Here is a 19,831-nt window from a genome sequence, read left to right on the forward strand (position 1 = left end):
TCTTTATATGTACCAGTTCGTACACAGGGGGCGGAAAGATCGCAACCCCTTGCCGGCAGCCTTGCGCTGGGCAACAGGGAAAGCGGCAGCCGGCCTATCGGGGATGATCAGATGACCGCAGCAATTCATGTGTTGAACGGGCCCAATCTCAACCTGCTCGGTGAGCGGGAGCCCGAAATCTATGGCCGCGACACGCTGGCCGATGTCGAGGCGCTGTGCCGCGCCGCAGCCGGCGACCTGCCGCTGATCTTCAGGCAGACCAACAACGAACATGAAATGGTCGAATGGGTGCAGGCCGCCCGGCGCGGCCAGATCGGCATCGCCATCAACCCGGCGGCCTTCACCTATGCCGCCTATCCGGTGCTCGATGCGCTGAAGATGGTCGATTGCCCGGTGATCGAAGTGCATATTTCCAACATCCACCGCCGCGAGGCGGAATGGCGCAGCAAATCGATCATGACCCAGGTGGTCACCGGCATCATCTCCGGCCTGGGCGTGGCTGGCTATGGCCTCGCCGTGCGCGAACTGGCCCGCCGCTGGGCGCTGCGCTGATGGCCCCTAAACCTGGGCAACAAGCCAGCCGGGTGCGGCTCGGCATCCTGGCGCTGATCAGTTGCGCCACCATGCTCAACTATCTCGATCGTTCCGTGCTGGGCGTTGCCAAGCCGGCGCTCACCGCCGAGCTGGAGATCAGCCCGGCCGTGATGGGCCTGATTTTCTCGGCCTTTTCCTGGACCTATGCGCTGGCGCAAGTGCCGGGCGGCTATGTGCTCGATCGCTTCGGCACCAAATTGACCTATGGATTCTCGCTGGCGTTCTGGTCGATCGCGACCGCGCTGCACGGCTTTGCCAGCGGCATCGCCGGCCTGCTGGCGTCGCGGCTGACGCTGGGCCTGGCTGAATTGCCGTGCTTCCCGGCGAACAGTCGGGTTTTGGCGAGCTGGTTCCCGCAAGGCGAACGTGCGCGGGCCAACAGCGTCTATGCCGTCGGCCAATATGTCGGGCTGGGCCTGCTGATTCCGGTGCTGGGCTGGATCGTCGGCACCTGGGGCTGGCGATCGCTGTTCTGGCTGGTCGGCGGCATCGGCGTGGTCTTCGCTGGCATCTGGTTTCTGCTTTACCGCGAACCGCTCGACAGCAAGGCCAATGCGGCCGAACTTGATTATATCCGCGCTGGCGGTGGGCTTTCCACCGGCACCGCACCGCCCTTCAGCTGGTCCATGCTCGGCCAGCTGATGCGCAAGCGCCAGGTGCTCGGCGCCTCCATCGGGCAGTTCTGCGGCAACTCCACCCTGGTGTTCTTCCTCACCTGGTTTCCGTCCTATCTGGCCGATGAGCGCGGCATGGATTTCCTGAAATCCGGCTGGGCCGCCGCCCTGCCCTATCTGGCGGCATCGGTGGGCGTGCTGGTTGGCGGGCAAGTGTCGGACTGGCTGATTCGCCGCACCGGATCGGCGACGCTGGGCCGCAAGTTGCCGATCATTGTCGGCCTGCTGCTCACCTCCACCATGGTCGCCGCCAATTTCACCGACAGCAATGACATGGTGATCGCCATCATGTCCCTCGCCTTCTTTGGCCAGGGCATGGTCAATCTCGGCTGGACGCTGATCACCGACGTGGCCCCGAAAGAGGCTGTGGGTGTCACCGGCGGGTTGTTCAGCCTGTGCGCGAATCTGGCCGGCATCGTCACGCCGCTGGTGATCGGCTTCACCGTCGATGCCACGGGCAGTTTCTATGCGGCGCTGGCCTATATCGCCACATTGGGCCTGGTCGGCGCGCTGGCCTATGTCGTTGTGGTCGGGCCGGTGGTGCGGGTGACGCTCGACTGACTTGAGCCAAACTTGACGCCCATCCTTCGTTTCGCATATGGACGGACCAGTTGGTTCATAATCAAGAAATCAATCCAGGGGAGAAGATCATGGTTTCGTCTGCACGGCTGTTGCCGCATGTTTCCGTCATGGCGCTGGCCATGGCCATTTCCGCCACTCCGCTCGCCGCGCAGGTCGCTGGCGATCAGGCCGCAGGCACTGCTGCCGAACCGGAAGAAGCAGCCGAAATCGTCGTCACCGGGTCCAGCCTGAAGGGCGTCGCACCGGTCGGCTCCAACCTGATCAGCGTCACCTCCGAAGCCATTGAAAAGACCAACGCGCAGACCGTGCAGCAGATCCTGCGCTCGGTGCCGGCCGTTGTCGGGCTCGGTTCGGCGGGCCAGGGTTCGTTTAACTCGGCGTCGCAGAGCGGCACCAACGCGCCGACCATCCATGGTCTCGGCGGCTCGGCGTCCAACTCCACGCTCAACATCATCGATGGCCATCGCATCCCGCTGTCGGGCGTCAACCACAGCCTGGGCGATCCCAACATGGTGCCGGTCACCATGATCGAGCGCGTCGAAGTGCTCGCCGAAGGCGCGTCGTCGATCTATGGCTCCGACGCGGTTGCCGGCGTCATCAACTTCATCACCCGCCGCAAGTTCGATGGCATCCAGACCTCGGGCCAGATCGGCTTCGGCGATGATTATCGCACCTATCAGGCCGGCTTCGTCGCCGGCACCAGCTGGGACAGCGGCTGGGTGACGGTCGGCTACAATTATTCCGATCGTTCGCGTCTGAAGACCCCGAGCCGGCCGTTCCTCGCTGCCGATCAGCGCCAGCGCGCCACCGATGCCGGGCTGGACCTCAGCACCGCCACCGCCCAGAACCGCGCCAATTTCGCCAGCTTCAACTGCGATCCGGCCAGCGTGCAGCCGGGCGGCACCACCAACATCTTCCGCTTTGCCGGCGGCAGCTATGGCAACCCGGTGTCCAACGCCCAGTCCAACGCCTTCTGCGACATCAACCAGCTGACGGATCAGCTGCCGGAAGAGCGCCGCCACAATGTGATGATGAAGGTCGAACAGAAGGTTGGTGACAAGCTGACCCTGGGCAGCGACATCCTCTATTCCAACCGCAAGAACAATCAGCAGGTTTCGCGCGGTCAGGGCGGCACTGGCGGCGGTGCTGTGCTCGCCACCGTGTTCGGCCCCGGCGCTACGCCAACCGGCGGTGCGGGGCAGATCAACCCCTTCTATGTCGCGATGCCGGGCCAGACCTCGACCAGCCAGCAGGTGCGCTTCTCCGGCGATCAGCTGCTCGGGCCGGGCGCCGAGATCAATTCCGGCGAAGAGCATTTCTTCATCAACACCCGCGCCGAATATGAGCTGAGCGACAAATGGGCCATCTCCGCCCTCGCCCTGATCGGCACGTCGAGCAGCTTCGTGCGCGATACCGGCCGTCTCAACCAGTCGGCGGCGCTGCTGGCTTTGAATGGCACCACCAACCAGGGCGGCAGCCTGACGACGATTTCGGTGCCGGCCACCGGCGTGATCGTCACGCAATTGCCGCTCACTGCCGCCAACGCGCTTGACGTGTGGAATTCCGGTTCGGCCAATCGCACGTCGTCCGCCGTGCGCGCGCGTCTGACCGACACCACCACCTATCGCTTCACCCGCCAGGGCATCCAGAATTACCGGATGCAGGTTGCCGGTGACCTGTTCGATCTGCCCGGCGGTGCCGCACAGGTCGCCGTGGGCGGCGAGTATATCGGCTACACCATTCGCCAGAATGCCGCCTTCCCCAACGGCACCGGCCCGGCCAGCAGCGGTTCGACGACGATCAATCTCGATTATCGCCGCAACGTGAAGGCGGCCTATGCCGAAGTGCTGCTGCCGTTCGTGGGCCCGGAACAGGAGATCCCCGGCATCTACAAGCTGGACCTGAATCTGGCCGGCCGCATCGATGATTATTCGGATTTCGGTTCCACCACCAATCCCAAGATCGCGGTGAACTGGGAACCGGTGCGCGGCATCCGCGTGCGCGGCAACTGGTCCAAGAGCTTCGTGGCGCCGGCGCTCACCAGCTTTGGCGCGGATGGCCGCGGCACCACCGCCGAAACTTCGGTCGCCGGCGGCCCGACCAACCTGGCTGTGCCGATTGCGGCCTACGCCGGTGTCAACACCATCCCCGGCGTGTCGTGCACCACCACCACCTGCACGATCGGCACGCCCACCATCCAGGGCCTGCAGATCAATGGCGGCAACAATGAATTGGTGGCGCAAAAGGGCACCAGCTGGGCGCTGGGCGTGGATTTCACCCCCAGCTTCGCGCCGGGCTTGCGTGTGTCTGCCACCTTCTGGAACAATGAATTCACTGGCGGCGTGACGGCACCGGTGTCGGGTTCGGCGGTGAACATCACCGGCCTGCAATCCTTGTTGCGGGTGTTCCCGACCGGCGCCACGCCGGCGCAGATTGCGGAAATCGTCGGCAACCGGCCGCTGACCACCACCATTCCGGGCACCACCTATTATGTTTACGACTTCCGCCAGCGCAACGTGCTGAACCTGAAGGTGCAGGGCATCGATGCCGACGCACGCTACAGCCACACCACCGATTGGGGCAGCTTCAGCGTGGGTGCGGCGATGTCGCTGAAAACCAAGTTCGATCAGAACTTCGGCGGCGGCCCGACCTTCTCCGTGCTGGGCACCACCGGCTTCAACGGCACATTCCCGTCGATCAAGCTCGATCTGCGCGGCGATGTCGGCGTGAAGGTCGGTGATTTCGCAGCTGATCTGTTCATCAACCACACCGGCGGTTACAAGAACTTCAGCGGCAATGCCATCAATCCGGTGGTGTCGGTGGGCGGCGTGCCGACCGGGGCTGGCGGCGATCCGGTCAAGCCTTACACCACCTTCGATGCCCACTTCGCCTATACTTTGCCGGAAGGCTGGATGAAGGATGGCGAAGTGTTCATCGACGCGCAGAACCTGTTCAACGTCAAACCGCCCTTCTACAACAATGCGCAGGGCTATGACACGTTCGCTGGCAACCCGATCCTCCGGGTGATCAGCATCGGCGTGCGGACCCGGTTCTGATCAACAACGGCAGGCGCGGGGCAAACGGCGTGGACGGTATCGACAACGCAGGCAGGGCGTCGGCAGACAATGCCTCCGTAGTGGGGGCCGCTTTCCTGGTTGGACTGATCGGCCGCGACATCGGTGCCTCGCGCTCGCCGTGGCTGCACGAGCGCGAAGCCAACGCCCAGGGGTTGCGCCTGCTGTACATGCTGTTCGACTTCACCAGCCGCGGCTGGGGGGAGGCCCAGTTGCCGCAACTGCTGGCGGCGTTGCGCACGCTCGGGGCTGCCGGCTGCAACGTCACCTACCCCTACAAGCAGACGGTATTGGGCTTGCTCGATGAACTGTCCCCGCAGGCTGCCGCCGTGGGTGCGGTGAACACGATCGTCTTCCGCGATGGCCGCACCACCGGCCACAACACCGACATCATCGGCTTTGGCGATGCGCTGGCCACGGGCCTGGGCGAACGGCCGTTTGGCAGGGTTGTGCAAGTGGGGGCCGGCGGTGCCGGCGCTGCCACGGCGCAGGCGCTGATGCTGCACGGTGTGGCGGCGCTGCGCCTGTTCGACGTCGAGCAAGCCCGTGCCGAAATTTTGGCCGATCGCTTGCGCCAGCAGTTCCCCGGCCGCGACATCAATGTGGGCGGCGATCTATCGAGGGCGCTGGCCAATGCCGACGGCCTGGTGAACGCTACGCCGATGGGCATGGCCAAATTGCCGGGCCTGCCGGTGCCGGTCGACGCGCTGGGGCCGCACCTCTGGGTGACCGACATCGTCTATTTCCCGCTGGAAACCGCCCTGATCGCCGAAAGCCGGCGGCGCGGCTGCACGGTGATCAATGGCAGCGCCATGGCGGTGGGCCAGGCGGCGGCTGCGTTCAGCCTGTTCACCGGCCATGCCGCCGATCACCGGCGCATGCAATCCAGCTTCACCTGCTTCGCGCCTGCGCAAAGCGGGTAAAGGCCAGGCGGCGATGCAGACCTCGATCGCCACCGTCTCGATCAGCGGCACCCTCGAACAGAAGCTCGCTGCGGTGGCCGCCGCCGGCTTTGCCGGTGTCGAGATTTTCGAAACCGATCTGCTCACTTTCCCCGGCCGGCCGCGCGATGTGGCGCGGCTTGCTGCCGATCTTGGCCTCGCCATCACCTTGTTCCAGCCGTTCCGCGATCTGGAGGGCATGCCCGAAGCGCAGCGGATGCGCGCCTTCGAGCGGCTGGAGCGCAAGTATGACGTGATGGCCGAACTCGGCGCGCCGCTGCTGCTGCTGTGTTCCAACTGTTCGCCGCTGGCGCTGGCAGACCGCGCGCGCATCATCGCCGATCTGTGGGAGGCCGGCGAGCGCGCCCAAAGTCGTGGCCTGCGGGTGGGTTATGAAGCCCTGGCCTGGGGCCAGCACATCAACGATCATCGCGACGCCTGGGCGCTGGTACGCGATTGCGACCATCCCGCCCTTGGCCTGATCCTCGACAGTTTCCATTCGCTGGCCCGCCGCATCCCATCCAGCAGCATTGGCGACATCAGGCCCGAAAAACTGTTCCTGGTGCAGGTGGCCGACGCGCCGCGCATGGAAATGGACCTGCTGCAATGGAGCCGGCATTTCCGCTGCATGCCCGGCCAAGGGGATTTCCCCGTGGCCGATTGGGCCGAGGCCATCTGGCGCACCGGCTATGACGGCTGGTGGAGCCTCGAAATCTTCAACGATCGCTTCCGCGCCGGATCGGCGAGCGGCGTCGCCAGCGATGGCCAGCGGTCGTTGCTGGCCTTGCAAGATCAGGTGGCGCGCCGGCCGCGCAGCGGAATGGCGCCGGTGATGCCGCCCCCTGTGGCCAGCGAACGCATCGCCTTCATCGAATTTGCCGCCAGCCATGCCGAAGCCGCGGCGCTGGGGCACATGCTCGGCGCGCTGGGCTTTGCCGCCACTGCCCGGCATCGCCGCAAGGATGTGGTGCGCTGGTGCCAGGGCGACATCAACATCGTCGTCAATTGCGAACCCGAAGGCTTTGCCCACAGTTTCGACATTTTGCACGGCGCATCGGTGTGCGCCATCGGCCTGGTGGTGAATGATGTGCCCGGCGCGCTGGCCCGTGCCGAAGCGCTGGGCGTGCCGCGCTTTGAACAGGCGGTCGGGCCGGATGAACTGCCGCTGCCCGGCGTGCGCGGCGTGGGCGGCAGTCTGTTGCACCTGATCGCCGCCGGTCATGAAGATACGGTGTGGGCGCATGAATTTCCGGATGCGCTCGAAGCCGCTGCCACAATCCCGCTCGGCCTTACGCACGTCGATCATATCGCGCAGACGATGACCCACGAGGAATTCCTCAGCTGGCAGCTGTTTTATCTGACCCTGTTCGATATGGCGAAGACCGCGCAGGTCGAAATCGCCGACACACTGGGGCTGGTGTACAGCCAGGCGGTGGAGTCGGCCGGCAAGGGCGTGCGCATCACTTTGAACGGCAGCCAAGGTTCGCAGACGTTGTCATCCCGCTTCGTCCAGCATTATTTCGGCGCCGGCGTGCAGCATATCGCCTTTGCCTGCCCGGATATCTTCGCCGCTGCCCGCGCTGCCGCGGCCAATGGTTTGGCCGTGCTGGCGATTCCGGAGAATTATTACGACGATATCGAAGCGCGGTTCGGCCTCGATCCGGCGCTGGTGAGCAAGCTGCGTGCTCACAACATCCTCTATGATCGCGATGGCGAGGCCGAATATCTGCAACTCTACAGCCGCGCCTTCGGCCGCCGGGTGTTTTTCGAGATTGTCGAGCGCCGCGCCTATGCCGGCTATGGCGCGGCCAACGCGGTGATAAGGCTGGCGGCGCAGGCGCGGTTCAAGCCGGTGGTGGAATAGGCTCAGACCCCCTCTCCCCTCAAGGGAGAGGGAAATTACTGCGGCACCGGCGTCATCGGGTGCGGCCTTGGCGTCTGCCCGCCATTGATCGCCCACTTGATGCCTTCCAGAAACAGCGTCTGCACGCGCAGATCATCCCAGGCCGCATCCGGGTGGCCCAGCCCCGAATAAAACACCCGGCCTTTCCCGTAGGACTTGATCCACGCCACCGGGAAATCGCCATCCTTGCGGTGCACGCCAGGCAGCGTCAGATCGAGCCCGCGCGTGTCGAGCCGGGCCAGCACATCGACATTGGCGCGGCTGTAGGGCTCGGCCAGCATCTGATAATGTTCATCCTCCAGCTCGGCGCCGGTTTGCAATTGCTGCATCGCCGGGAAATCCGGGCGCTCGACGATGATCTTGGCCTTGGTGACGCCCCAGGGGTGATTGTCGAAACTGCCGCCGATCATCGTCTGATATTCCGTCCAGCTCGGCGCAGTGACGGTGGCGGTGTGGACGCCGATGAAGCCCTTGCCATCCTTGGCGACAAAATCGAGCAGATCCTGCTTCTGCTCAGGCGTCAGCCGCGTCTCGCCATTGGTATAGAATAATACGGCATCAAAATAATCGAGATTGCGCCCGCGCGCCTGTTTTGGCCCGCCCTTCGCATAGGCGCCGGTGCCCCACACCTCGCCCTTCGTCACCAGATCGGTGTCGGTGCGGATGATCGCCACATAAGCGCCGGATTTGCGGCCGAGCTGCTCGATCACCGACACGGCATGGCTTGATCCGATGTGCGCCGATTGGTTGCCGGTGGACAGATCGGCGATGATCAGCAGGCGCTTCTTGTCGGCATAGGGATCGCGATAGCCGCGCGGCGGGCCGGCCGGAGCAGCGGCCGGTGGCGCGGGCGCCGGCTGGGCCGTCACAGACGTCGCCGCCAACAGCCCAAGCAAGATGATCGCGCGTGCCAATTTCATGCCGCTCACTCCCCAATGTTTGTACCAGTTCGTACATGAAACCCCAGCGCATGGCAACCAAACCCCCTGCCCGACTTTACGCAGAACTAACGCCCGGATGGGGGCAACGCCCTCGTTTCCTTATGGGCCGGGGGCGCATTGGCATGTCTGTCGAACCCAAAGGGACTGCCGCCATGAACACCCGCTATCAACGCCTCGAAGCCCGTATTCCGGCCAGATCAAATGCCGGGATCGCCTTGTTCTGCGGGGCGACGATGCTGCCTGTCGCCCTGGTCGCCATGTGCCTGCGTGTGCTGGGTTGAGCGGGATGATGGGCGATCTTGTCTGGCCGGGGCTGCTGGCCGGCCTGTTCGCGCTCACCCTCGCCTGGCTGCGCCTGTGCGGCGGGGCGGGTGAGCCATGAGCATCGATCTCCTGCTTGCCAGTGCCACGGCGCTGGGCCTGCTCATCTATCTCGTGGTCGCGCTGCTGCGGCCCGAGCGCTTCTGATCTTGCAAGAAAGTATCTGCGATGACCTGGCAAGGCTGGGCCCTGATCCTGGGCTTTACCGCCGTTCTCGGCCTGTTGGCGCGGCCGATGGGCCTTTGGCTGTTTGCGTTGCTGGACGGCCGCGCACCGGCCCCCTTGCGCTGGCTGGCCCCGGCCGAACGCGGCCTCTATCGACTCGCCGGCATCGATCCGGCGGCCGATATGGGCTGGCGGCGCTATGCACTGCACTTGCTGGCCTTCCAGCTGATCACTTGCATGTTCACCTATGCCATATTGCGCGCGCAGGGCCTGTTGCCGCTCAACCAGCTTGATCGGGCTGGCGTGGGAGCCGATGGCGCGATGAACATTGCTATTGCCTTTGTCACCAACACCAACTGGCAATGGTATGGCGGCGAATCCACGCTGTCGAACCTGTCGCAGATGCTGGCGCTGGCGCCGCATAATTTCCTTTCGGCCGCCACCGGCCTTGCCGTGGCGTTCGCGCTGATCCGCGGCTTTGCGCGCACGCAGGCGGTGGGTATCGGCAATTTCTGGGGCGATCTCACCCGCGTCACCCTCTATCTGCTGCTGCCGATCAGCCTGGTCTATGCTGTCTGGCTGGTGGCAAGCGGCGTGCCGCAGACATGGGATGCGCAGGTGGTGGCCACCACGCTGGAAGGCGCGACGCAGAAGATCGCGCTGGGGCCGGTGGCGTCCCAGGAAGCCATCAAGATGCTCGGCACCAATGGCGGCGGCTTTTTCAATGCCAATAGTGCCCACCCGTTCGAAAATCCCAGCGCCATCACCAATCTGGTGCAGATGCTGTCGATCTTCGTGATCGGCGTCGGCCTCACCATCTGCTTCGGGCGCGCCGTCGGCGATGAGCGCCAGGGATGGGCGATCCTGGCCGCGATGGGCGTGCTGTTCCTCGCGGCGGTGGGCGTCACCTATTGGGCCGAGGCGGCTGGCAATCCGGTGCTGCACAGTCTCGGGGTGGCCGGCGGCAATATGGAGGGCAAGGAGGCCCGCTTCGGCATTGCCGCCTCCGCCCTGTTCGCCGTGGTCACCACGGCGGCCAGTTGCGGTGCGGTGAATGCCATGCACGACAGCTTCACCGCGCTCGGCGGCCTGGTGCCGATCCTCAACATGGAACTGGGCGAGGTGATCGTCGGCGGTGTCGGCGCTGGCCTCTATGGCATGCTGTTGTTCGCCTTGCTGGCCGTGTTCATCGCCGGGCTGATGGTCGGCCGCAGTCCGGAATATGTCGGCAAGAAGGTGGAGGCGCGCGAGGTCAAGCTGGCGGTGCTGGCGATCGCCGTGCTGCCGCTGCTGATCCTGGGCGGCACGGCACTGGCGACGGTGCTGCCTGCTGGCCTCGCTGGCCCGCTCAACAAGGGGCCGCATGGCTTCTCGGAAATCCTTTATGCCTTCACCAGCGCCACCGCCAACAACGGCTCGGCCTTTGCCGGCCTCACCGCCGGCACACCGTTCTACAACGGCCTGCTGAGCGTCGCGATGTGGCTGGGGCGCTTCTTCATCATCGTGCCGGTGCTGGCCATTGCGGGTTCGCTGGCAAGCCGCCGCCGCGTGCCGCCGGGGCCGGGCGCCTTCCCGACCACTGGGCCGCTGTGGATCGGCCTGCTGGCCGGTGTGGTGCTCATCCTGGGCGGCCTTACCTTCCTGCCGGCGCTGGTGCTGGGTCCGGTCGCGGACGCGCAAGCCGTCGCCGCCGGCCAATTGTTCTGAAAGACCTGACGATGGCGCGCGCTCAACAATCGATGTTTGCCGGCGAACTGCTGCTGCCCGCAGCGGCGCAGGCGTTCGCCAAGCTCAACCCGGCGACGCTGTGGCGCAACCCGGTGATGTTCACTACGGCCGTGGTCGCTCTGCTGCTCACACTGCTGCTGTTCGTCGCCGATGATGGCCTCGGCCTCGGCTTCCGGCTGCAATTGATCGTCTGGCTGTGGCTGACCGTGCTGTTCGGCAATTTCGCCGAGGCGCTGGCGGAAGGCCGTGGCAAGGCGCAAGCGGCTTCGCTGCGCGCCACCAAGGCCGAATTGAAGGCCAAGCGATTGGCCGGCAGCGACGGCGCGCTGGCGCAGGCCTGGGCGATGGTGCCGGCCAGCGAATTGCGCAGCGGTGATCTGGTACTGGTGGAAACCGGCGATTTGATCCCCGCCGATGGCGAAGTCGTGGCTGGCGTCGCCAGCGTCAACGAAGCCGCCATCACCGGTGAAAGCGCGCCCGTCATCCGTGAAGCTGGCGGCGACCGCAGCGCGGTGACGGCCGGCACCCGCGTGATTTCCGATTGGGTGCGGGTGCGTGTGACGGCCGAACCGGGCCAGGGTTTCCTCGATCGCATGATCGCGCTGGTCGAAGGCGCCAAGCGCCAGAAAACCCCCAACGAGATCGCGCTCACCATATTGCTTGTCGGCCTGACCATCATCTTCCTGATCGCCGTGGCGACGGTGCCGGCCTTTGCCTCCTATGCCGGCGGCAGCGTGCCGGTGGCGCTGCTGGCGGCGCTGTTCATCACCTTGATCCCCACCACCATCGCCGGGCTGCTGTCGGCCATCGGCATTTCGGGCATGGATCGGCTGATCCGTTTCAATGTGCTGGCCAAATCCGGCCGCGCCGTCGAAGCCGCTGGTGATATCGACGTGCTGCTGCTCGACAAGACCGGCACGATCACAGTTGGCGACCGCGCCGCCAGCCAGTTCCGCGCGCTGGCCGGTATTTCCGATGCCGAACTGGCCGAAGCCGCTTGCCTCGCCAGCCTGGCCGACGAAACGCCTGAAGGCCGCTCCATCGTCACGCTGGCCCGCGAACAGGGCATCACGACCACCCTGCCCGACGGCGCCGAAATCATCCCGTTCACCGCCCAAACCCGCATGTCGGGCGTGTCTGTGGAGGGCCGCGCAGTGCGCAAGGGCGCGGTGGATGCCATGTTGAAGGCGCACCCCGATCTGGCCACCACCGCCGCGGCCACCGAACTGAAGCGCATCACCGACGAGATCGCCCGCGCCGGCGGCACGCCGCTGGCGGTGATCGATGACGGCCGGCTGATGGGGGCGGTGTTCCTGAAGGATGTGGTGAAAGCCGGCATTCGGACACGCTTTGGCGAATTGCGGCGCATGGGCCTGAAAACCGTGATGATCACTGGCGACAACCCGCTCACCGCCGCTGCCATCGCGGCCGAAGCCGGCGTCGATGATTTCTTGGCCGAAGCCACACCGGAAGACAAATTGGCCTATATCCGCCGCGAGCAGGCGGCCGGCAAATTGGTCGCGATGTGCGGCGATGGCACCAACGATGCGCCGGCGTTGGCGCAGGCCGATGTCGGCGTGGCGATGAACACCGGCACGCAGGCGGCGCGCGAGGCCGGCAACATGGTCGATCTCGACAGCGATCCCACCAAGCTGATCGAGGTGGTCGGCCTGGGCAAACAATTGCTGATGACGCGCGGCAGCCTGACGACCTTCTCCATCGCCAACGATGTCGCCAAATATTTTGCCATCCTGCCGGCGATCTTCGTGGTGCTCTACCCTGGGCTGGACGCGCTCAATCTGATGCGGCTGGGCAGCCCGGAAAGCGCCATATTGTCGGCCATCATCTTCAACGCGGTCATCATCCCGGCGCTGGTGCCGCTGGCGCTGAAGGGCGTCCCCTATCGCCCGGTCGGGGCTGCGGCGCTGCTGAAGCGCAACCTCGCCATCTATGGCCTGGGCGGCCTGATCGCGCCGTTCATCGGCATCAAGGCGATCGATCTGGTCGTCAATGGCCTCTCCCTCGTTTGAAAGAGCTTTCCATGCGCAATGATCTCACCTCCGCGCTGCGCCCGGCGCTTGTTCTCGGGCTGGCGATGTTCGCCATTACCGGCCTGGCCTATCCGGCGCTGGTCACCGGCGTCGCACAAGGCCTGTTCCCGCATCAGGCGAGGGGCAGTCTGATCACCGAAAACGGCCGCGTTATCGGCTCCGAATTGATCGGCCAGGGTTTTGCCAGGGCCGGCTATTTCCACGGCCGGCCATCGGCGGCGGGCAGCGGCCATGATGCCATGGCCAGCGCCGGGTCCAATCTCGGGCCGGGCGCGCAGGCCCTGCATGACCGCGTCGCCGCCGATATCGCCGCACTGCGCGCCGCTGGCGAAACCGGCCCGGTGGCGGCTGACCGGGTGACGGCTTCGGGCTCCGGCCTCGATCCGCATCTGTCGCCAGCCGCCGCGCTGGCGCAGGTGCCGCGCATCGCCGCCGCACGCAGCCTGTCAGAACAGCGCGTGCGGGCGCTGGTGGAGGCGTCAATCGAAAACCCCAGCCTCGGCATCGCCGGCGATCCGGTGGTCAATGTGCTGGCCCTCAATCGCGAACTGGATAAACTTGGCCAGTGACCGACGCGCCCGCCCCAGATCCTGATGCGCTGCTGAAAACCGCCCAGCGCGAAGGCCGCGGCCGGTTGAAGATCTTCCTGGGGGCCGCGCCCGGCGTCGGCAAGACGTTCGAAATGCTCGGCGAAGCCCGCGCGCGCGCTGCCGCCGGCAGCGATGTGGTCGCCGGCGTTGTCGAAACCCACGGCCGCGCCGATACGATGGCGATGCTGGCCGGGCTGGAGCAGGTGCCACTGCGCCGCATCGACTGGCAGGGCGGCACCCTCACCGAGATGGACATCGATGCCATTCTCGCGCGCCGGCCGGCGCTGGTGCTGGTCGATGAACTGGCACACAGCAATGCACCGGGCAGCCGCCACCCCAAACGCTGGCAGGATGTCGAGGAACTGTTGAGCGCTGGCATCGATGTGTTTTCCACGCTCAACATCCAGCATGTCGAAAGCCTGAACGATGTGGTGGCCAGCTTCACCCGGGTGCGGGTGCGCGAAACCGTGCCGGATCGCGTGCTGGAAGCAGCCGAATTGCAGGTCGTCGATCTGCCGCCCGATGAGCTGATCCAGCGCCTCAAGGACGGCAAGGTCTATGTGCCGGCCGAAGCCTCCCGCGCGTTGGCGCATTTCTTTTCGCCGGCCAATCTGTCGGCGCTGCGCGAACTGGCGCTGCGCCGCGCGGCACAATCGGTCGATGCGCAGATGCTCGATCTGGTGCGCGGCCTTGGCCTGCCCGGCCAGTGGCCGGTTTCGGAACGCATCCTGGTGGCCGTATCGGATCATCCGGGCAGCGAAAGCCTGGTGCGCGTCGCCAAGCGGCTCGCCGATGCCGCGCGCGCACCGTGGACGGCGCTGCATGTGGTGACCCCCGCCAGCGCCGGCGCCAGCTCTGGCGCCTTGGGCCATCTGGCGGCGGCACTGGCGCTGGCGACGCAATTGGGCGCCGAAATCGCGCACGTGCCGGCGCCCGACATCTTGGCGGGCATCAAGGCGCACGCCGTGCACACCCGCACCACTCAGATCATCGTGGGCAAAGCGCCGCGCAGCTGGTGGTTCAAATTGCGCAACGGATCACTGGTCGATCATCTGGTGCGCGAAACGCCAGGTATCGCGGTGAATGTGGTGCCAATGGCCGAGGCCGTACCGGATCGCCGCCCGGCGCGGAGCGTCGCGACCATACCGCTCGCCAGCTGGGGATGGTCGCTGCTGATGGTGGCCGCCGCCACCGTGCTGGGCGTGGCTCTGCAATCCGGCCTCGGCATCGCCAACGTGTCCCTGCTTTACATGCTCCCCGTCATGGCCGCGGCCAGCCTGTTCGGCTTGCGTCCCGGCCTGCTCGCCGGGGCAGCATCAGCGCTGGCGTTCAATTTCTTCTTCCTGCCGCCGCTCCACACGCTCACCATTGCCGATCCGGAAAACTGGCTGGCGGTGGCGGTGCTGCTCGGCGTGGCGGTGGTGACCAGCCAGTTGGCCAGCCGCATCCGCGCCCAGGCCGATCTGGCCGCTGCCAGTGCGCGCGACAACGCCGTGCTGGCCGGGTTCCTGCGCCGGCTCACCCGCATTGATGATGATATGGCACTGGCCCTTGCCATCGCATCCGAATTTGCCCGCCAGTTCGATTGCCAGGTGCTGCTGGCCGGGCCGGGTGCCGGCGGCCCGACATTGCTCGCCGCCAGCGAGCCCGACATCAGGCTGGACACCATGGCGCAGGCCGCCGCCAGCTGGGCGCTGGACCGCGGCGAGGTCGCCGGCCACGGCAGCGCCACCCTGACCGCCAGCGACTGGCTGTTCCGGCCGCTGATCGGCGGCGCCGGTCCCATTGCGGTGATCGGCCTGCGCCGCGACGATGGCCGCGATCCGGTGCCGGCGTCCCAGCTGGCGTTGCTGGCCGGGCTCATCGATCAGGCGGCGTTGGCGCTGGACCGCGCCCGGCTGGCCGGCGAAGCGCGCGCGCTGGCCCGGGTGGAGGAACGCGACCGGCTGCGCGCCACCTTGCTGCAATCGGTGGCGCATGATCTACGCACCCCGCTGACCATCATCCAGGCGGCCGCGGCCGAGCTGGAGCGCGGCGCCACCCCGATGCTGATCGCCACGGTGCGCGCCGAAGCCGAGCGGCTGAAACGCTTCGTCGCCAATCTGCTCGACATGGCGCGGGTCGAGGCCGGCGCGCTCAGCCCCTCACCCGAACCGACCGACCTGACCGATGCCATTGCGGCGGCCGTGCACGACACCAGCCATGCGCTGGGTGACCGGAAAATCGCGCTGGATGTGCGGCCCGATCTGCCGCTGGTGCGCCTCGATCCTCGATTGTTCCACCACATGCTGATCAATCTGCTCGACAATGCCGGGCGTTATGCTGCCGCCGGCACCGCGCTGGCGATCACCGCGACGCGCCGTCCCGATGGGCTCGATCTGGCGATCACCGACAGCGGCCCCGGCCTGCCCGTCGGCATCGATCCGTTCACGGCGTTTCGCCGACTGCAAGGCAATGATCGCGCGCCCGGTGGCACCGGCTTGGGCCTGGCCATCGTCAAGGGCTTTGGCGATGCGATGCGAATCCGGGTGACCGCCGCCAACCGCAGTGATGGCGACAGCGGCGCGGTTTTCACCTTGCACATGCCGGCCGATCTGCTGGTGTGCGCCCCGGCAGAGGCGATGCTATGAGCGCGCGCATCCTGGTGGTCGACGACGAAGCCGCCATCCGCCGGCTGGCACGCGCCGCGCTGGAACGCGCCGGGATGCAGGTGCGTGAGGCCGAAAATGCCCGCGAGGCGATGCTGTTCGCCAATGCCGAACGGCCCGATCTGGTGCTGCTTGATCTGGGGCTGCCGGATCGCGACGGGTTGGAACTGGTGCCGCTGTTGAAGGCCAGGGGGCTGGCGGTGATCATCGTATCGGCGCGTGATGCGACGACCGAAAAGGTTACCGCGCTCGATCTGGGCGCCGATGATTATGTCACCAAGCCGTTCGACAGCGAGGAATTGCTGGCCCGCATCCGCACCGCGCTGCGCCAGCGCACCACTGCCGCGCACGCCGCAACCCTGGTCGAGATCGGCGCGATCAGCATCGACATGGTTGGCCACATCGTCTGCCGCGCCGGCACGGAGGTGCACCTGACCCGGAAGGAACATGATGTGCTGGCCGCGCTCGCCCGCAGCCCCGGCCGCGTCGTCACCCACAAGGCGCTGCTTGGCGCGGTGTGGCCTGATGTGACCGATCCGCCGATGGAATATCTGCGCATCGTCGTGCGGAATCTGCGCCAGAAACTGGAGGCTGATCCGGCCCGGCCCGTGCTGATCCGCAACGAAACCGGCATCGGCTATCGCCTTTGCGCCGAATAATCGGCCTTCGATTCGGCGACATCGCGCAAGAAATGATGGTGCCCCTGGCCGGAATCGAACCAGCACGGATTTCTCCATCCGATTTTGAGTCGGACGCGTCTACCAATTTCACCACAGGGGCGGCCGGGCGGCGTTAGCGCATGGCAAGGGCCAGAGCAATGGGTTTGCAATGGGGCTCGAACAGCTTGCTGCTCTGGACAGCGCGGCAGGTGCGGCGCATTGGGTGGCGATGCGACCACCCCGCAAACCGACTGGCCCCCGCAATGGTGCCCCTGCTGGCACCCGCCCGCCCACCGGATCACGATCCGGCCCACCGCGCGCCGATTCGGGTGCAGACCCTCGTCGCGCCGGCACGCCCTCCGGCCCGCGCGGGCGGCCATCGCAGGGCAACCGCTTCATCGATTTCGACGATCGCGCACCACCGAGCGATCGCCCGCCGCGGGGCCCGCGCAGCGTTGGTGATACGCGCTCGGCGCGTAACGGGCACCCGGTCGGCGAAGCCCGCCCTCCCCGTGATGCGCGCCCGCCGCGCGGTCCACGTGCCGATGGGGATTCCCGCTCGCCGCGCGGTCCACGCACTGAGGGTGATCCGCGCCCGCAACGCCGTGCCCGCACCGACGGTGATCCGCGACCCGGCGCCCGCCCCAACGCTCACCTTGGCCGCACCGGCAAGCCTGGCCCGGCCGCCGAAGCCGTGCCGCGCGTCAAACGCGCGCCGCCGCCCGAACGCCTCACCGAAGTCGCGCCGCAGCGCATCGCCAAAGCGCTGGCCCGCGCCGGCGTCGCCTCGCGCCGCGATATCGAACGGATGATCGCCGAAGGCCGCATCGAGATCGATGGCGCCAAACTCACCTCGCCGGCGCTCAACATCACAAGTCTGCGCGGCGTGACGGTGGATGGCCAGGCGGTGGCCGGCATCGCGCCGACCCGCCTCTATCGCTTCCACAAGCCGGCCGGCTTCCTCACCGCGGCGCGCGATCCCGCCGGCCGCCCGACCATCATGGACATCTTGCCGCCCGATCTGCCGCGCGTCGTGCCGGTCGGCCGGCTCGACATGAACACTGAAGGCCTGCTGCTGCTCACCACCGATGGCGAGCTGAAGCGTGCACTCGAACTGCCGTCCTCCAATATCCCGCGCGTCTATCGGGTGCGCGCCTTTGGCGAAGTCACCCAGGCCGCGCTGGAAAGCCTGGCCGATGGCGCCACCATCGATGGCATGCATTATGGCCCGGTGCTCGCCGATATCGAGCGCAAGACCGGCCATAATCTCTGGCTGATCGTCACCATCCGCGAAGGCAAGAATCGCGAAGTGCGCCGCGTGCTCGAACATATCGGTTTGCAGGTCAACCGGCTGATCCGGGTGGCCTATGGCCCGATCGGCCTGGATGATCTGCCGCCGCGCGGCGCCGATGAGATTCCACAAGCCGATGTCCAGGCGCTTATGGCGTTGTTGAAGCCTCTGAAACCCGCGAAGAAATAATGCGCATCATTTCCGGCCGTTGGCGGGGTCGCGCCATTGTAGCGCCCCAAGGCGAATCCACCCGTCCAACCAGCGACCGCGCCCGCGAGGCAATCTTCTCGATGCTCACCAGCCGGCTCGGCAGCTTCGAAGGGCTGGACGTGCTCGATGTGTTTGCCGGCACCGGCGCGCTCGGGCTTGAGGCGCTGTCGCGCGGCGCGGCGCGGGCCTGTTTCATTGACAATGATGCCGCCGCCGTGCGCGCCATCAAGGCCAATCTGGCGGGCATGAACTATGCCGGCGATTTGCGCCAATCCCCCGTTTCCAGCCTGGGCACCGCAGCGCGCGCCCATCATGTGGTGTTTCTCGATCCACCCTATGAATCGGGGTTTGCCGAACCGGCACTGGCGCATCTGCATGGCAAGGGATGGATCGCGCCTGCCGCGCTGGTCAGCGTGGAAACATCCGCCAAGGAAGAACTGGCGCTGGACTGGGAGGTGCTGGTGGATCGCCGCTTCGGGAAAGCGCGCGTGCGCTTGCTGCGAGCGCCTGACTAACCACGATCCCGCGCCTTCGGATAGGTGCCGATCACCCGCACCCAATTGGTGAAATATTCCAGTTCCTCCAGCGCCCGTGCGACCGCCGGGTCGTGCGGGCCGCCCTCGATTTCCGCATAAAATTCCGCCTGCGCAAATTTGCCGTCACGCAGATAGGATTCGAGCTTGGTCATGTTGACGCCATTGGTTGCAAAGCCACCCAGCGCCTTGAACAATGCCGCCGGCACGCTGCGCACTTCGAAATTGAAGCTGGTCATCACCGGCACGTCGGCGGCCGGCAGCACGGCATCACGCGACAACACCACAAAGCGCGTGGTGTTGTGATCGGCGTCCTCGATGCCCTCGGCCAGGATGTTCAGCCCGTATAGCTCCCCGGCCAGCCGCGAAGCGATGGCGCCCACGCTGGCGTCGCCGTCACCTGCCACCGCAGCCGCAGCGGCGGCCGTGTCGAAAAATTGCACCGGCGCGATGCCGAGGCTGCGCAAATGCCGGCGGACCTGGCCCAGCGCCTGCGGATGGCTCTTTACTTCGCTCAAGCGCGCCTTGTCGGCCAAACCCAACAGGCAGTGCCGCACCCGCACGAAATGTTCGCCAATGATCGACAGGCCCGATTCGGGCAGCAGGAAATGCATGTCGGCGACGCGGCCGTGCAGGCTGTTTTCGATGGGGATCACTGCACAGCCGGCGCGGCCGGTCTGCACCGCCTCGATGGCATCTTCAAATCCGGCGCAGGGCAGCGGCAGGCCACCGGGGAACGCTTCGCGCACCGCCTGATGGCTATAGGCGCCCGGCGCGCCCTGGAACGCGACGGCGCGATCCGGCGCGCCAGCGGCGGCGCTGACCATCGTATCGACTAAGGCCTGAGCCAATGGAGGATAGCTGCTGCTCATTCGCCGGTGGATATGATAGTGCGCTGCAACAAGCAAATGCTTGCGGGCGGCGGT

At 66.2% G+C, this 19,831-nt stretch carries 16 protein-coding genes and 1 tRNA gene; 14 read left to right on the top strand and 3 right to left on the bottom strand.

All coding sequences use genetic code 11. From position 1 onward, the window contains the following. Nucleotides 1-111 precede the first annotated feature (111 nt). The 5 genes from AC6UUM_RS11470 (at nt 112) to AC6UUM_RS11490 (ending at nt 7,729) form a co-directional block, all read left to right on the top strand. Complete coding sequence (locus AC6UUM_RS11470) at nt 112-552, top strand: type II 3-dehydroquinate dehydratase (RefSeq protein ID WP_500802410.1); 441 nt, start codon at nt 112-114, stop codon at nt 550-552. Next, nucleotides 552-1,829 carry an MFS transporter gene (locus tag AC6UUM_RS11475; RefSeq protein ID WP_500802411.1) on the top strand — a complete coding sequence of 426 codons (1,278 nt, stop codon included), beginning with the start codon at nt 552-554 and terminating at the stop codon, nt 1,827-1,829. The genes AC6UUM_RS11470 and AC6UUM_RS11475 overlap by 1 nt, the downstream gene beginning before the upstream one ends. 89 nt (nt 1,830-1,918) lie before the next feature. Next, entirely contained in the window at nt 1,919-4,906 is a 2,988-nt protein-coding gene (locus tag AC6UUM_RS11480) for a TonB-dependent receptor domain-containing protein (protein ID WP_500802412.1), read from the top strand. 80 nt (nt 4,907-4,986) lie between these two features. Then, nucleotides 4,987-5,847 (top strand): shikimate dehydrogenase, encoded by an 861-nt coding sequence (locus AC6UUM_RS11485; RefSeq protein ID WP_500802413.1) that lies wholly within the window; start codon nt 4,987-4,989, stop codon nt 5,845-5,847. A 13-nt stretch (nt 5,848-5,860) separates the two neighbouring features. Then, the gene (locus tag AC6UUM_RS11490) at nt 5,861-7,729 is read left to right on the top strand and encodes a bifunctional sugar phosphate isomerase/epimerase/4-hydroxyphenylpyruvate dioxygenase family protein (RefSeq protein ID WP_500802414.1); all 1,869 of its coding nucleotides are present in this window, start codon (nt 5,861-5,863) and stop codon (nt 7,727-7,729) included. A gap of 35 nt (nt 7,730-7,764) precedes the next feature. Here the strand turns inward: AC6UUM_RS11490 and AC6UUM_RS11495 are convergent, their stop codons facing one another. Then, entirely contained in the window at nt 7,765-8,688 is a 924-nt protein-coding gene (locus AC6UUM_RS11495; RefSeq protein ID WP_500802415.1) for a ThuA domain-containing protein, read from the bottom strand. A gap of 173 nt (nt 8,689-8,861) precedes the next feature. Between AC6UUM_RS11495 and AC6UUM_RS11500 the strand changes: the two genes are divergently transcribed. From AC6UUM_RS11500 to AC6UUM_RS11530, 7 genes are all read left to right on the top strand, one after another. Further along, on the top strand, nt 8,862-8,990 hold the full coding sequence (locus AC6UUM_RS11500) for a hypothetical protein (protein WP_500802416.1): 129 nt from the start codon (nt 8,862-8,864) through the stop codon (nt 8,988-8,990). 97 nt (nt 8,991-9,087) lie between these two features. Beyond that, nucleotides 9,088-9,177, top strand: a complete 90-nt coding sequence (gene kdpF, locus AC6UUM_RS11505; RefSeq protein WP_500802417.1) for a K(+)-transporting ATPase subunit F — start codon at nt 9,088-9,090, stop codon at nt 9,175-9,177. Between the two features lie 21 nt (nt 9,178-9,198). After that, nucleotides 9,199-10,902 (top strand): potassium-transporting ATPase subunit KdpA, encoded by a 1,704-nt coding sequence (kdpA, locus tag AC6UUM_RS11510; protein WP_500802418.1) that lies wholly within the window; start codon nt 9,199-9,201, stop codon nt 10,900-10,902. An 11-nt stretch (nt 10,903-10,913) separates the two neighbouring features. After that, a complete protein-coding gene (gene kdpB / locus AC6UUM_RS11515) occupies nt 10,914-12,953 on the top strand; it encodes a potassium-transporting ATPase subunit KdpB (protein WP_500802419.1) in 2,040 nt (679 codons plus the stop codon). Nucleotides 12,954-12,964: 11 nt separating this feature from the next. After that, a complete protein-coding gene (gene kdpC / locus AC6UUM_RS11520) occupies nt 12,965-13,543 on the top strand; it encodes a potassium-transporting ATPase subunit KdpC (RefSeq protein WP_500802420.1) in 579 nt (192 codons plus the stop codon). Further along, nucleotides 13,540-16,194, top strand: a complete 2,655-nt coding sequence (locus AC6UUM_RS11525) for a DUF4118 domain-containing protein (protein ID WP_500802421.1) — start codon at nt 13,540-13,542, stop codon at nt 16,192-16,194. The genes kdpC and AC6UUM_RS11525 overlap by 4 nt, the downstream gene beginning before the upstream one ends. Beyond that, a complete protein-coding gene (locus tag AC6UUM_RS11530; RefSeq protein ID WP_500802422.1) occupies nt 16,191-16,871 on the top strand; it encodes a response regulator in 681 nt (226 codons plus the stop codon). The genes AC6UUM_RS11525 and AC6UUM_RS11530 overlap by 4 nt, the downstream gene beginning before the upstream one ends. Before the next feature lie 36 nt (nt 16,872-16,907). Here the strand turns inward: AC6UUM_RS11530 and AC6UUM_RS11535 are convergent. Beyond that, a tRNA-Leu gene (locus AC6UUM_RS11535) sits at nt 16,908-16,992 on the bottom strand. A gap of 573 nt (nt 16,993-17,565) precedes the next feature. Between AC6UUM_RS11535 and AC6UUM_RS11540 the strand changes: the two genes are divergently transcribed. Together AC6UUM_RS11540 and rsmD are read left to right on the top strand one after the other, a co-directional pair. Continuing rightward, complete coding sequence (locus tag AC6UUM_RS11540; protein WP_500802423.1) at nt 17,566-18,351, top strand: pseudouridine synthase; 786 nt, start codon at nt 17,566-17,568, stop codon at nt 18,349-18,351. Beyond that, on the top strand, nt 18,351-18,887 hold the full coding sequence (rsmD, locus tag AC6UUM_RS11545) for a 16S rRNA (guanine(966)-N(2))-methyltransferase RsmD (protein ID WP_500802424.1): 537 nt from the start codon (nt 18,351-18,353) through the stop codon (nt 18,885-18,887). The genes AC6UUM_RS11540 and rsmD overlap by 1 nt, the downstream gene beginning before the upstream one ends. Here rsmD and AC6UUM_RS11550 read toward each other — a convergent pair. Next, the gene (locus AC6UUM_RS11550) at nt 18,884-19,777 is read right to left on the bottom strand and encodes a prephenate dehydratase (RefSeq protein ID WP_500802425.1); all 894 of its coding nucleotides are present in this window, start codon (nt 19,775-19,777) and stop codon (nt 18,884-18,886) included. The genes rsmD and AC6UUM_RS11550 overlap by 4 nt on opposite strands. Between the last annotated feature and the right edge of the window lie 54 nt (nt 19,778-19,831).

The sequence above is a fragment of the Sandarakinorhabdus sp. genome (assembly GCF_987265915.1).